A 13,781-nucleotide genomic window follows, 5' to 3' on the forward strand; every position below is an offset into this window, starting at 1 on the left:
AAGGTCCTTCTGGTCACACCAGTCACACTAGTCACAACCCGTAGTGATCATCCGACCGGGTACGCCGTACGCACCGCGAGCGCCCGGTTCAGGTCGTCGGCGCGGTCACCCGCCGACCGCCGGATTCCGGCCGCGACCGACTCGTCGGCGACCAGTCCGGCGGCCAGGTCGGCGACGCGCTGCTCGACCGCGTAGACCGGGAACGCCAGGGCCGCCGCCCGGGCGACCACCCAGCCGGACCGCAGCTTCTCGGTCCCGGCGATCTCGGCGAAGTACCGCTCGACGTACGGCGCGGTGAGCTCGATCTGGGCCGGGTGCCAGAAGCCCTCGCACGCGGCGTACAACTCGTAGTTCGACACCTCGGTGTCGGTCATGATCTGCGCCCAGGCCCGTTCCTTGGCCTCGACGGTCGGCAGCGCGGCACGGCACCGGGTGGCGTGCACGACACCTTCCGACGAGGTGTCGCGAGCGAGTTCGGCGTCGATGCCGGCGTCGTCGATCGCGCCGAGCCGGGCGAGCTGCAGCGTGATCAGCCAGCGCAGCTCGGCGTCGACGGTGACACCGTCCGGCACGTTCACTCCGTCGAGCCAGCCGCGCAGCAGCTCGACGTCGTCGGTGGCGCGGATCGCGGCGCGCAGCACCATCAGCTGCACGCTGCTTCCGGCCTCGGCCGTACCCACCCGCTCAGTCAGTACGGCGGACAACCGCGCCCGGTACTGCTCGTACGGCAGCGTGATGCCGAGCAGGTGGGTCCGCGCCCAGCCCACCATCGACCCGACCGCGATGTCGCTGGTCTCGGTCGCCAGCAGCGCGAGCACGGTCTCGAAACCCAGCCGCGGGTCGGCCTCGGCGTCACCGGTGGCGTCGCGCAGGCTGTTGAACACGACCGCCCGGGTCACGCCGTCCTCGATCTTCGGGACGACGCCGGCCAGCTGCGCGAGCGTCTGCGCGTCGAGCCGGATCTTGGCCCAGGTGTCGTCACCGGCGTCCGGCACGATCACCGCGGCCGACGGGTCGAGCTCGACGTCGACCTGGTCGGCGTCGAGCAGCACCGGCACGGACGCGAGCTGCGCACCGGAGGCGTCGTACGCGCCGATCGTGAACTTGTGCGGCCGGTTCGCCGGGTACTGCTCCGGCGCCTTCCGTCGCAGCCGTACGCCGGTCGCCGTGCGCTCGGCGGTGATCGTGTCCAGCCCCGGCGTCCGAAGCCAGGCCTGCGCCCACTCCTCGAGCCCGACCGCGCCGGCCTCGGTCCACTTGGTGACCAGGTCGGCGAACGTCGCGTTGCCGAACTCGTTGTCCTTGATGTGCGCCCGGACGCCGGCCAGGAACACGTCGTCACCCAGATAGGCGGCCAGCTGCTTCAGTACGGCGGCGCCCTTGGCGTACGAGATGCCGTCGAAGTCGTCGAGCGACGCGGCGGCGTCCTTGCCCGGATCGGCGGCGACCGGGTGCGTCGAGCTGCGCTGATCGGCCTGCAGACCCCACCAGCGGCGGTCGAAGGCGAAGTCGATCCAGTTGTCGGCGTACTTGGTCGCGGCGGTGGACACCCGGTGCGCCATGTACTCGGCGAACGACTCGTTCAGCCACAGGTCGTTCCACCACTTCATCGTGACGGTGTCGCCGAACCACTGGTGGGCCATCTCGTGCACGATCGTCCGGGCCCGGTTCGACCGCTCGGAGTCGGTCGCGGTCGAGCGGAACACCATCGAGTCGCGGAACGTCACGCAGCCCGGGTTCTCCATCGCGCCGGCGTTGAACTCCGGGACGAAGGCCTGGTGGTACTCGCCGAACGGGTAGCGGTAGCCGAACAGCCGGTGGAACTCGTCGAAGGCCTGCTTGGTGACCTCGAAGATGTCGTCGGCCTCGCGGTCCAGCGCGTCCTTCAGCGACTGCCGCGCGACGACGCCGAGCGGGATGCCGTCGTGCTCGTCGAGCAGCTGGTGGTACGGACCGGCGACCAGCGTGACGAAGTACGTCGACAGCGGCTGGGTCTCGGCCAGCTCCCACCGGCCCGGCGCGACCTGACGCGCGGCGCCGTTGCCGAGCACGATCCAGTCGGTCGGCGCGGTCACCTTGACCCGGTACGGCGCCTTGAGATCGGGCTGGTCGAAGCAGGCGAAGATCCGCGGCGCGGCCTCGAGGAACGACATCGCGTACAGGTAGACCAGGCCGTCGGCGGCGTCGACGCTGCGGTGCAGCCCCTCGCCGTCGTTGGAGTAGAGCATCGTGGCGACCACGACCAGCTCGTTCTCCGCGGTCAGTCCGGTCAGCTCGAGCCGTCCGTCGTTCAGGCCGGCGACGTCGACCGGGGTGCCGTTCAGCGTCACCGAGATCAGCTCGTCGGGCCGGACGTCCAGCCAGCTGTGCTGCTCGGCCGCGCTGAACGTGATCCGGGTGGTCGACCCGAACACGCGATCGCCGCGGGTCAGGTCGAGGTCGACGTCGTAGCTGTGAACGGTGAGTGCGGCGGCCCGGGTCAGGGCGCCGTCGACTGTCAGACTCGGCATGGTCGGCACTCTATGCCGAGACAACAACCCGCATCGATAGGGTTTGCTCATGACCGAGATGGAGTACCGCCAGCTGGGTGACTCCGGCCTGACCGTCAGTGTGGTCGGACTGGGCTGCAACAACTTCGGCGGCCGGATCGACGCCGAGCAGGCCGAGGCGGTGGTCACCGCCGCGGTGGACGCCGGGATCACGCTGTTCGACACCGCCGACGTGTACCGCGGCGAGCTCGGCTCGAGTGAGCAGATTCTCGGTGCGGCGCTCGGGTCGCGCCGCGACGAGGTGGTGATCGCCACGAAGTTCGGCGGCGACATGAAGGGCGACAACGGGCCGGACTGGGGCGTGCGCGGCTCGCGGCGTTACATCCGCAAGGCGGTCGAGGCGAGCCTGCGCCGGCTCGGCACCGACTGGATCGACCTCTACCAGCTGCATGTGCCGGACCCGGTCACCCCGATCGAAGAGACCCTGGCCGCGCTGTCCGAGCTCGTTGCCGAGGGCAAGGTCCGCTACATCGGCAGCTCGCAGTTCGCCGGCTGGCAGGTGGTCGACGCCGACTGGGCCGCGCGCACCAACGGCACCGAGCACTTCATCAGCGCGCAGAACAAGTACTCCCTGCTCGACCGCGACGCCGAGGACGAACTGGTCCCGGCCTGCGAGCACCTCGGGATCGGGATCCTGCCGTTCTTCCCGCTCGAGTCCGGCCTGCTCACCGGCAAGTACCGGCGCGGCGCCGAGGCTCCTGACGGCTCCCGGCTGGCCAAGATGCCGGAGCGGCTGGCCCGCGCCGACTTCGACAAGATCGAGGCGCTGGAGACCTTCGCGGCCGAACGCGACCTGACCCTGCTCGACGTCGCGATCGGTGGTCTGGCGGCCCAGCCCGCGGTCAGCTCCGTGATCGCCGGCGCGACCCGACCGGAGCAGATCGCCCAAAACGTCGCGGCCGGCTCATGGGAACCGACCGCCGAGGACCTGGCCATCCTGGACGAATTGACGTGACCCTGATCCTCCTCCCACCGTCGGAAGGCAAGACCGGTCGCACTCGCGGCCGGTCGGTCGACCTGGACTCGCTGTCGTTTCCTGAGCTCAACCCGACGCGCGAGAGCGTGCTCGACACGCTGGCGAAGGTGTCGGCGACCAGCGACGCGTTCGGCGTACTGGGAGTCGGGCCGTCGCTGGCGCACGAGGTGGAACGCAACATCAACTGGCGCTCGGAGCCGGCGGTTCCCGCGTCCGAGCTGTACTCCGGCGTCCTGTACGACGCGCTCGGCTACTCCACGTTGCCGCCGGGGTCGAAGCGCCGCGCGAACAGTCGGCTCCTGGTCGTGTCGGGGGCCTGGGGTGCGCTGCGCATGACCGACCGCGTTCCGCCGTACCGGCTGTCGATGGGTACGACGCTGCCGGGGCTCGGCCAGCTCGCGTCGGTCTGGCGTGGCCCGCTGCGGACGACGCTCGACGCGGCGGTCGGCAAGAGCGTCATCGTCGACTGCCGCTCGTCGACGTACGCCGCGGCCTGGCGCCCGTCCGGCGAGTTGGCCGCGAAGTGGGTCGCGGTGTCGGTGGTCCGCGAACGGGCTGGAGTCCGCTCCGTGGTGTCGCACAACGCGAAGCACACCCGCGGCCTGGTCGCGCGGCATCTGCTGGAGTCGGGCAAGGATCCCGGGACGCCGAAGGCGCTGCACAAACTGGTCGCCGAGCGGTGGCACGCCGAGCTGGACCGGACCGGCGCCGGCTGGACGCTCACGGTCGTCGAGCACGACTGATTCACCGAGCCTTCACCGCCGGGTGGTTTCCCGGCGGTCGCGTCCGGGGAAGGCTTGGGTCAGCTCGTCAGGGGGGACCCGCCCGACCCTCGGAGGACCTGACCGATGCGACGCCCGCTCACCTTCGCCACCGCCGTGGCCACCACCTGGATCATCGGCGCCGGAACCGCACTCGCCTACCCACCCGACCCGCCGGCCGCCGGCACGGCGGCGAGCCAGCTGGCCACGCTGACCGTCAAGGCCGAGGGCTCCACCACGGGCTACAGCCGGGACCTGTTCCCGCACTGGAGCACCGTGTCCGGCACGTGTGACACCCGCGACGAGGTGCTCAAACGCGACGGCACCGGCGTGACCGTCGACGCCAACTGCGAACCGACCGCCGGCCGCTGGTACAGCGTGTACGACGCGACGTACGTGACCGACGACTCCGCGGTCGACATCGACCACATCGTGCCGCTCGCCGAGGCGTGGAAGTCCGGCGCGAACACCTGGACGACGGCCCGGCGGCAGCAGTTCGCCAACGACCGGACCATCGCGCAGCTGATCGCGGTGTCGGCGTCGAGCAACCGGTCGAAGGGCGACAAGGACCCGGCGTCGTGGAAGCCGACCAACACCTCGGTGCACTGCATCTACGCGCGCGAGTGGATCTGGGTGAAGTACACCTACAAGCTGGCCCTGCAGTCGGCGGAGAAGACCGCGCTCCAGCAGATGCTCAACGCCTGCTGACCCTTCTCGCAGCGTCCGGAGAACCCGAGGCGACAACCTCGGGTTCTTCGGATGCTAGGCGTCGGGGTCGAGCAGTCCGCGGCGCTGGGCGTGGATGCCGGCCTGGAAACGGGTCCGGGCGCCGAGGGTCTCCATCAGTTCCGCGACCCGGCGCCCGACCGTGCGGCTGCTCAACGCGAGCTGCCGGGCGATCGCGTCGTCCTTGAACCCGGCCGCCAGCAACGTCATCAGCCGCGCGTCGAGCGGATCACGCTCGGCCGGTGCCATCGGCGCGGCCTGGTCCCACAGCAGCGAGAACATCTCGATCAACGCGTCCAGCAGCGCACACGGATGCACCACCAGCGCGCTGTCGACCAGCTGGTCCACCGACAACGGCAGCAACGCGGCCGTCGAGTCGAAGATCGCCAGCTTCATCGGCACCTGCGGATGCACCCGCGAGGTCTCACCGGCGTCGGCCGCGCTGTAGGCCTCGTCGACGCCACCGACCTCCAGCGAGTCGGGGGAGTAGATGCCACGCACGGTGACCCCGGCGCTCAGCAGGCTGCGGACCGTGGTGTCGGACTGCTCGACCGCCGCCGCGTACGGCGGCCGATCGAGCACCAGCAACTGTTCCTTGGTCTGGTTCAGCAGCTGGGCGAACCGGGCCGCGATCGCCTCCTGCCCGACGATCACCTCGACCAGGTTCTCCGGCCGGTACCGCTCCTGGGCCCGCAGCTCCGACAACAGCTCGCGCGCCTCGGCCCGGACCCGGTCGAGCTCGGCCCGGCGTACGGCGACCAGGGCGTCGACGGCGACGTCGGGCCTGGTCGGCAGCAGACGTGGTGGGTCGTCCGACGTCGTCGTGAGCAGGCCGAGCTCCTCCAGCCGGCCGACCGAGTCGAGCAGGTCGCCGGGGGAGCGGCCGAGGCGCTGGGCGAGGTCGTGCACGCAACAGCCGGGCAACGACAACAGCGCCCGGTAAGCGGCTTCGTCGTCGGCGGACACCCCGACGGACTCGAGCATGCGGTCTCCTGGCCAGTAGTGGACAAGTCCGGCCTGCGTCACGCTATCTCGTGGCGCGGGCCGTCCTGGATCCGATACCACTGACCAAGACCTCGCCCCGGACGCGGTAGGAGGGCGTCCTACCTGGGTAAAACGTTGTCAGTTCGAGCTGTTGGTCCCGGCCGGGGCGAAGCACCATCGACCGGACCGCGTCGAACGCGTCCAGCGGGGTCGTGCCGCCGGGCGCGGGGGACCGGGCAGGGGACGCCTGGTCAAGCCTCAACCCCGCGCCCGGCTCCATCACCACCCCGCCGCGTCACTCGCGCCCGCCTCGCCACGGCACCCACGCCGGTACCGGCTCTCCAGCTGCCTTCCCCGGCAGGTATTTCCTGGCGAGCGTGTCCGGGAGCGCTCGGCCCGATCCGGTGGGACGATGAGTCGACGGTGCACCAGTCGGGGGTGTGGTCCGTTCCGGCCACGTCCGAGATCTGTCCCGGTGCGCCGCGGCTGTGATCGACCGCAGCCCAGCGATCCAGGGAGGCGAGATGAGCGAGAGCACCAGTGCGGCGACGACCGAGGCCGCAGCGGACCGGCCCGAACTGAAGCGGGTGATGGGGCCCGGGCTGCTGCTGCTGTTCGTGGTCGGCGACATCCTCGGCACCGGCGTGTACGCGCTGACCGGCAAGGTCGCGGGCGAGGTCGGCGGCGCGGTCTGGCTGCCGTTCCTGTGCGCGTTCGTCGTCGCGCTGCTGACGGCCACCAGTTATCTGGAGCTCGTCACGAAGTACCCGAAGGCCGGTGGCGCCGCGGTCTACACGCACAAGGCGTTCGGCGTGCACTTCCTGACCTTCCTGCTCACGTTCGCGGTGATGTGCTCCGGCCTGACCTCGGCCTCGAGCGCGTCGAAGGCGTTCGCGGCGAACTTCTTCTCCGCGGTCGACATCGATCCCGACCGGGGCAGCCTGCTGACGATCACCGCGCTGTCCTTCATGACGTTGATTGCCGTGGTCAACCTTCGGGGCGTCGGCGAGAGCGTCAAGGCGAACGTCGTACTGACCTGCGTCGAACTGTCCGGTCTGCTGATCGTGATCGCGGTGGGGGCCTGGGCGATCGCCGGCGGCAACGGTGACACCTCGCGGCTGACCGAGTTCCACACGCCCGAGGGCGACACCGCGTTCGGCGCGGTGACCGCGGCGACCGCGCTCGCGTTCTTCGCGATGGTCGGCTTCGAGGACTCGGTGAACATGGCCGAGGAGACCAAGGACCCGGTCCGGATCTTCCCCAAGATCATGCTGATCGGCCTGTGTGTCACCGGTGTCATCTACGTGCTGGTCGCGATCTCCGCGGTCACGCTGGTCTCGCCGGAGGACCTGAACGAGGGCTCCACCCCGCTGCTGAAGGTGATCCAGGCCGGCGCCCCGAGCTTCCCGCTCGAGATCTTCGCCTGGATCACGATGTTCGCGGTGGCCAACTCGGCGCTGATCAACATGCTGATGGCCAGCCGGCTGCTCTACGGCATGTCGCACGAGAAGGTCCTGCCCGGTCCGCTCGGCCGGGTGCTGTACCGGCGCCGTACGCCGTGGGTGGCGATCCTGTTCACCACGCTGCTGGCGTTCTTCCTGATCGGCTTCGCCGACCTGGCCGCGCTCGGCGGTACGACGGCGTTCCTGCTGCTGTGCGTGTTCGCGATCGTCAACGTGGCCGTGCTCGTACTGCGCCGTGACCCGATGGAGCACAAGCACTTCCGGGCGCCGACCGCGCTGCCGGTGCTCGGCGCGATCCTGTGCGTCTACCTGGCCAGCCCGCTGTCCGGGCGGGCCGGTGACGACTACAAGATCGCCGGCTGGCTGATGGTGGTCGGTGTCGTCCTGTGGGCGCTGACCTGGGTGCTGAACAAGTACGTGTTCCACCGCAAGGCGGACTTCGACCCGTCGCACATCGACCCCAGCGGTCCGGTCAACTGATCCGCACCGGCAAGCCCGCGGGCCCTCGCTCCTCGATCGGAGGCGCGGGGGCCCGCTGCTGTCGGTGGGCTGTGTCGCCGGTGGTCAGCCGGGAAGGTGAGTCGCCTGGCGGGCCCGGCCGCCGGCGCCCGGGCGGATCGCCCGCAGCGGCAGCAGCGCGGCCACTACGACGGTGCTGAGGGCAACGATTCCGAGCCCGACCGCGATCCAGCCCAGCGACGGATAGCCGGCGCCGGCGTCGATCGCGCGGCCGCCGAGCCACGGGCCGACGGTGATACCGACGTTGAAGGCGGAGAAGTTCACCGCGGTCGCCAGCGTCGGAGCACGTTCGGCCAGGCTGAAGACGCGGGCGTTGAGCGCCGGGTTCACCGCGAAGCCGAAGCCGCCGAGCAGGAACACCGCCGCGATCGCGATCACCGGCTGGTCGGCCCGCAGGGCGAGCACGGCCGACATCACGACCACGCCGGTGATGCCGGCCAGCAGCGTCCGGAACGGCGTCGCGTCGGCGGTCCGGCCGCCGATCGTGATGCCGATCAGCGAGCCCACGCCGTACAGGGCGAGCACGCCGGGAATGGCGGCGGGCGGCAGGCCGGTGTCGTCGGTGAGCAGGGGAGCGAGATAGCTGAACACGACCAGGATCGCGGCCGTCACCAGCGCGGTCGTCGCGTACGACAGCCACAGCCGCGGGTTGAGCATCGCGCGCAGCTCGGCGTCGAGGCGGGGAGTGCTGTCCGGGCTGGGCCGGCCGGCGGGGATCGTGCGCAGCACGCCGATCATCGCCAGCGACGACATCAGGGCGACGGCCCAGAACGCCGCGCGCCAGCCGAGGTTCTGGCCGATCACGGTGCCGGCCGGCAGACCGATGATGGTGGCGATGGTGAGACCGCCGGTGACCACGCTCATCGCCTTCGCGCGGCGGCCCGGAGCGACCAGGCCGACGGCGGTGACCGCGGCCACGGCCCAGAACCCGGCGTACACGAACGCTCCGACGATCCGGGTCGCGAGCAGGACGCCGTAGTTGGGCGTGAGGGCGCCGGCGACGTGGGTGAGCGCGAAGATCGCGAGGAACACCAGCAGCGCGGTGCGGCGCGGCCAGCGCAGGGTGACCACGGCCAGCACCGGGGCGCCGACCAGCATGCCGACGGCGAAGGCCGAGATGAGCAGGCCGGCCTGGGGAATCGTGACCTCGAGATCGGCGGCCAGCTCGGGCAGCAGGCCGGCGAGCATCAGCTCCGAGGTGCCTTGGGCGAAGATCGCGAGCCCGATGATGTAGACGGCCAGCGGCATCGCGATCCTCCTCGGGGAACGGCGTGGGCGGACGGGCCCGGCGATCGATCGGGGACAGCGCGGCGACGGTGCGGTCGTACCGGGCCCCCACCCCATCGCGCACAGCGACCTGCGAGTTGCACATAGTGACACACTTCCGGACCTGTCGGCGCCCCGGTGTCCGCGATGTGGTGAACCTAACCCTCTGAGCATCATCTCGTCCGGCACCGACACAAACGCGGCGCCGAGGAGTGCGGCTTGGGTGGATCGGGCATGGTGGTGACATGAGTTACCCGAGCCCAGCGCGCCGGCCGAAGGCCGTGGTGGACGCCGCCCGGATCAGCAGCGGCATCAAGGTGCTGGTCGTCCTGGTCGGCCTGATGTGGGTCAGCGAGATCGTGGACACCGCACTGCACGGCGAACTCGACCGCTACGGCATCGTCGCCCGCAACCCCGAGGGCCTGATCGGCATCGTCACCGCGCCGTTCCTGCATCTGGGCTTCGGCCACCTGATCTCGAACACGCTGCCGTTGCTCACGCTGGGCGCGCTGATCGCGATCTCCGGCGCGGTCCGGCTGCTCTCGGTCACCGCGATCGTCGCGGCCGTCGGCGGCCTGGGCACGTGGCTGATCTCACCGCCGCACACGATCACCATCGGTGCCAGCGGACTCGTGTTCGGGTACGCCGCGTACCTGATCGCGCGGGGCGTCTTCAACCGCCGGATCGGTCAGGTGCTGCTCGGTGTGGTCGTCGTTCTGGTGTGGGGGAGCGCTCTCCTCGGTGGGCTGCTGCCCCAGGACGGCATCTCGTGGCAAGGCCACCTGTTCGGTGCCATCGCAGGCATTCTGGCCGCCTGGTTCCTGACCGACGAGCGGCGTCAGGCCAAGCTCAAGTAAGCGTGCTCGGGTCGGTGTTGGCTCCGCAGATCACCACGACGACCCGCTCGTCCGTCGCCGGCTTGTAGACACCGGAGGTCAGCGCCGCGTAGCCGGTCGCCGCACCGTGCTCGACCGCCAGCCGGTACTCGCGCCACAGTTCCTCGCGAGCCGCCACGATCGCGGCGTCGTCGACCAGCAGCGACTCGATGCCCTGCGCCCCGGCGACCTGGAACGCGATCTCTCCGATCCGGCGAGCGCCCAGCGAGTCGGCAGCCACGCCGCCGACCTGTACGTCGACCGGCTGCCCGGCCTCGAGCGCGCGCGTCAGCGTCGGCGCCAGCTCCGGCTCGACCCCGACCACCTTCGCGCGGTCGCCGATCGCGGCGGCGATGCCCGCGATCAGGCCGCCGCCTCCGACGGCCACCAGCACCGTGTCGAACCGGTCGATCTCTTCGAGCAGTTCGAGGCCCAGCGTTCCCTGGCCGGCGACGACCTCCGGCTGGTCGTAGGCGTGCGCGAACAACGCGCCCGACTCCTCGCTCGCCACGACCGCCGCCGCGTACGCCTCGGCGTACTCGGTCCCGACCTGGACGACGTCCGCCTCCAGCGTTCGCAACCGCGCGACCTTGGCCGCGGGAGCGCTCTCCGGAACGAAGATCCGGGCCGGTACGCCGAGCTCACGGGCGGCGTACGCGACCGCGAGGCCCGCGTTCCCGCCGGACGCGGTGACGGCGCCGACGCCCGTCAGCGAGCCGTCCTCCTTCGCGGCCAGCAACCGGTTGAACATCCCGCGCGGCTTGAACGACCCGACGTGCTGCAGCAGCTCCAGCTTGAACGTCACCGTCGCCGACACCCGCAACACCGGCGTCCGCCGTACCCGCCCTGAGATCCGGACCGCCGCTTCCTCGACCTGCTCACGCGTCACCGTCACAACGCCCACCATGTCACGCCAGGCTGTTGCTGCTCGCACCGATCGGGTAAGACTGCGAGTGACTCCGACAGCTGGGAGGCACGTCATGGGTGCGTACGACGAGAGCTACCGCCGCAGCCTGGCCGATCCGGAAGGGTTCTGGCTGGACGCCGCCGAGGCGATCAGCTGGTCGCGGCCACCCACGCGGGCGCTCGACGACTCGGCCGCACCGATCTACCGCTGGTTCCCCGACGGTGAACTGAACACGGCGTACAACGCGCTCGACCGGCACGTCGAGGGCGGGCACGGCACCCGGACCGCGCTGGTCTACGACTCCCCGGTGACCGACACCAAACGCAGCTACACCTACGCCGAACTGCGCGACGAGGTCGCGACCTTCGCCGGTGCGCTGCGCTCGCTCGGTGTCGGCAAGGGCGATCGGGTGATCGTCTACCTGCCGATGATTCCCGAGGCCGTCATCACGATGCTGGCCTGCGCGCGGCTCGGCGCGGTCCACTCGGTGGTGTTCGGCGGCTTCGCGCCCCGCGAGCTGGCCGCGCGGATCGACGACGCGACGCCGAAGGTGATCGTCGCCGCCTCCTGCGGCATCGAGCCGAACCGGATCGTCGAGTACCTGCCGATCATCTCCGAGGCGCTCTCGCTGTCCTCCCACCAGCCGGAGCACACCGTCGTCGTACAGCGCGAGATCGCGCCCGGGAAACTCGGAGAGCGCGATCTCGACTGGAACACGCTGGTCGCCGGCGCGGAGCCGGCTGATCCCGTGCCGGTCGCCGCGACCGATCCGCTCTACGTGCTCTACACCTCGGGAACGACCGGAAAGCCGAAGGGCGTCGTCCGGGACAACGGTGGTCACGCGGTCGCGCTGGCCTGGTCGATGGGCGCCGTCTACGACATCGGGCCGGGTGACGTCTGGTGGACCGCCTCCGACGTCGGCTGGGTGGTCGGCCACTCCTACATCGTCTACGCGCCGCTGCTGATCGGCGCGACCACGATCCTGTACGAGGGCAAGCCGGTCGGCACGCCCGACGCGGGCGCGTTCTGGCGGGTGATCTCGCAGCATCACGCGAAAGCGCTCTTCACCGCTCCGACCGCGTTGCGAGCGATCAAGAAGGTCGACCCGGACGGCGGGGAGCTGACCAAGTACGACCTGAGCGGCAGTTTCCGGAGCTTGTTCCTGGCCGGCGAGCGGCTGGACCCGGAGACCTACCACTGGGCGCACGACCATCTCGGCGTACCGGTGGTCGACCACTGGTGGCAGACCGAGACCGGCTGGCCGATCGTGGCCAACCCGCGCGGACTCGAACCGATGCCGGCCAAGCCCGGATCGGCGACCGTGCCGCTGCCCGGCTGGGACATCCGGATCCTCGACGCCGACGGATCGGAGCTGCCGGCCGGCGAGGAAGGGTCGATCGCGATCCGGTTGCCGCTGCCGCCGGGCGCGCTGCCGACGTTGTGGGGCGACGACCAGCGCTACATCGACAACTACCTCAGCCGTTTCGACGGTCACTACCTGACCGGCGACTCCGGCTACATCGATGCCGACGGCTACGTTTTCGTGATGGGCCGCACCGACGACGTGATCAACGTCGCCGGTCACCGCCTGTCGACCGGCAGCATGGAAGCGGTCCTGGCCGCCCACCCGGCCGTCGCCGAGTGCGCCGTGATCGGCGTCCACGACGACCTCAAGGGCCAGCTGCCGCGTGGGCTGGTGGTGCTGAAGGCCGGCGTGGACATCGCCGAGGAGACGCTGCGCGCCGAGCTGGTCGCCGCCGTCCGCCGGGAGATCGGCCCGGTCGCGGCGTTCCGCGACGTCTCGATCGTGGAGGCCCTGCCGAAGACCCGCTCCGGAAAGATCCTGCGCAAGACCATGCGCAACATCGCCGACGGGCGCCCCGAGGCGGTCCCGTCGACGATCGAGGACGCCACGGTCCTGGACAGTTTGCGACCGATCCTCAGAAATCAGTGAGCGGTTCCTCGGCGTAGGCCCGGTGCAGGAGGTCGGCGAAGGCGGGCGACGAGGGGAACTCGACCGGCCCGATCCGGCTGACCGGGATGCCTGGCGACCAGGAGTTCATCACGACCGCACCGGCATACGGCGCCGGCACCTCGCCGTGGGCTCCGAGCGTGGACAGCGTGATCTCAGTTGTGCGCTGCGGGACCGTCAGCCGGCGGCGGACGATCGACATCGTCGTGCCCAGCAGCATCGGGGCGTCGGGCCACACGACGCTGGTGCCGTCCCAGAACGCGAGGTTCCAAATCGTGGCCTCGGTGAGGCGGCCGTGGCGGTCGACGAAGGCGGCGTCGTCGTACCCGTCGCGGACGGCCTGGCGCAGCGCGTAGGTCTTCGCGGATTCGCCGGTGTGCTTCAGGGCCGGCATGAACCGCTCGTGCTCGACCACAGCGAGGGCGAGCGGGCCTGCCGGACCCGACGACGGCGGGCCGGTGCGGACCAGGAGCTCCGGCTCCGCGGCGGCCGCGGTGAACTCGCCGGTCGCGGAGAAGACGGTGGCCACCAGCGAGACGTCCTCGGGGCCGGCCGCGACGGCGGTGCGGAGGTGGTCGCGGATCTGTTCGTCGGGCAGCGCCTGGCCGTAGAGCTCGAGCGAGGCGTTGCGCAGCCGGTCGAGGTGGAGGTCGAGGCCGCGGACCTGGTGGCCGCGCACCTGCATCGCGGTGAAGTGGGCGTAGCCGGCGAAGGCCAGCGGCGCGAGGTCGTCGGCCGGGCGGCCGTTACGGTGGACGACGTACGTGGTCATGCGACGACGCT

At 70.6% G+C, this 13,781-nt stretch carries 11 protein-coding genes; 6 read left to right on the forward strand and 5 right to left on the reverse strand.

The features are described from left to right. Window positions 1-47: 47 nt before the first annotated feature. On the reverse strand, window positions 48-2,510 hold the full coding sequence (gene pepN, locus ACQPXM_RS20485; RefSeq protein ID WP_432935371.1) for an aminopeptidase N: 2,463 nt from the start codon (window positions 2,508-2,510) through the stop codon (window positions 48-50). 49 nt (window positions 2,511-2,559) lie between these two features. On the opposite strand from pepN, the gene ACQPXM_RS20490 reads away from it, so the two are divergent. The 3 genes from ACQPXM_RS20490 to ACQPXM_RS20500 all read left to right on the forward strand — a co-directional run bounded on the left by ACQPXM_RS20490 (window position 2,560) and on the right by ACQPXM_RS20500 (window position 4,994). After that, window positions 2,560-3,504, forward strand: coding sequence for an aldo/keto reductase (locus ACQPXM_RS20490; protein ID WP_432935373.1), 945 nt, complete (start codon window positions 2,560-2,562; stop codon window positions 3,502-3,504). Next, window positions 3,501-4,268 (forward strand): YaaA family protein, encoded by a 768-nt coding sequence (locus ACQPXM_RS20495; protein WP_432935375.1) that lies wholly within the window; start codon window positions 3,501-3,503, stop codon window positions 4,266-4,268. The genes ACQPXM_RS20490 and ACQPXM_RS20495 overlap by 4 nt, the downstream gene beginning before the upstream one ends. Window positions 4,269-4,373: 105 nt before the next feature. Next, window positions 4,374-4,994 (forward strand): HNH endonuclease family protein, encoded by a 621-nt coding sequence (locus ACQPXM_RS20500; RefSeq protein ID WP_432935377.1) that lies wholly within the window; start codon window positions 4,374-4,376, stop codon window positions 4,992-4,994. 54 nt (window positions 4,995-5,048) lie between these two features. Here ACQPXM_RS20500 and ACQPXM_RS20505 read toward each other — a convergent pair whose 3' ends face one another. Beyond that, complete coding sequence (locus ACQPXM_RS20505) at window positions 5,049-5,996, reverse strand: transcriptional regulator TrmB (RefSeq protein ID WP_432935379.1); 948 nt, start codon at window positions 5,994-5,996, stop codon at window positions 5,049-5,051. Window positions 5,997-6,520: 524 nt separating this feature from the next. Here ACQPXM_RS20505 and ACQPXM_RS20510 point away from each other — a divergent pair. Continuing rightward, the gene (locus ACQPXM_RS20510; protein ID WP_432935381.1) at window positions 6,521-7,939 is read left to right on the forward strand and encodes an APC family permease; all 1,419 of its coding nucleotides are present in this window, start codon (window positions 6,521-6,523) and stop codon (window positions 7,937-7,939) included. A gap of 84 nt (window positions 7,940-8,023) precedes the next feature. On the opposite strand, the gene ACQPXM_RS20515 is transcribed toward ACQPXM_RS20510, so the two are convergent. Further along, window positions 8,024-9,226: a Cmx/CmrA family chloramphenicol efflux MFS transporter gene (locus tag ACQPXM_RS20515; protein ID WP_432935383.1), complete on the reverse strand. Its 1,203-nt coding sequence runs from the start codon at window positions 9,224-9,226 to the stop codon at window positions 8,024-8,026. 263 nt (window positions 9,227-9,489) lie between these two features. Here ACQPXM_RS20515 and ACQPXM_RS20520 point away from each other — a divergent pair, with 263 nt between their 5' ends. Beyond that, complete coding sequence (locus tag ACQPXM_RS20520) at window positions 9,490-10,101, forward strand: rhomboid family intramembrane serine protease (RefSeq protein ID WP_432935385.1); 612 nt, start codon at window positions 9,490-9,492, stop codon at window positions 10,099-10,101. Here the strand turns inward: ACQPXM_RS20520 and ACQPXM_RS20525 are convergent. After that, complete coding sequence (locus ACQPXM_RS20525; protein ID WP_432935387.1) at window positions 10,094-11,014, reverse strand: threonine/serine dehydratase; 921 nt, start codon at window positions 11,012-11,014, stop codon at window positions 10,094-10,096. The two genes, ACQPXM_RS20520 and ACQPXM_RS20525, sit on opposite strands and share 8 nt — an antisense overlap. Before the next feature lie 85 nt (window positions 11,015-11,099). Between ACQPXM_RS20525 and ACQPXM_RS20530 the strand changes: the two genes are divergently transcribed. Next, window positions 11,100-12,980, forward strand: a complete 1,881-nt coding sequence (locus ACQPXM_RS20530; protein WP_432935389.1) for a propionyl-CoA synthetase — start codon at window positions 11,100-11,102, stop codon at window positions 12,978-12,980. On the opposite strand, the gene ACQPXM_RS20535 is transcribed toward ACQPXM_RS20530, so the two are convergent. Then, a complete protein-coding gene (locus ACQPXM_RS20535; protein ID WP_432935391.1) occupies window positions 12,967-13,770 on the reverse strand; it encodes an aminotransferase class IV family protein in 804 nt (267 codons plus the stop codon). The two genes, ACQPXM_RS20530 and ACQPXM_RS20535, sit on opposite strands and share 14 nt — an antisense overlap. Window positions 13,771-13,781 lie beyond the last annotated feature (11 nt).

The sequence above is a fragment of the Kribbella sp. CA-253562 genome (assembly GCF_050942265.1).
Classification (GTDB): Bacteria; Actinomycetota; Actinomycetes; order Propionibacteriales; family Kribbellaceae; genus Kribbella.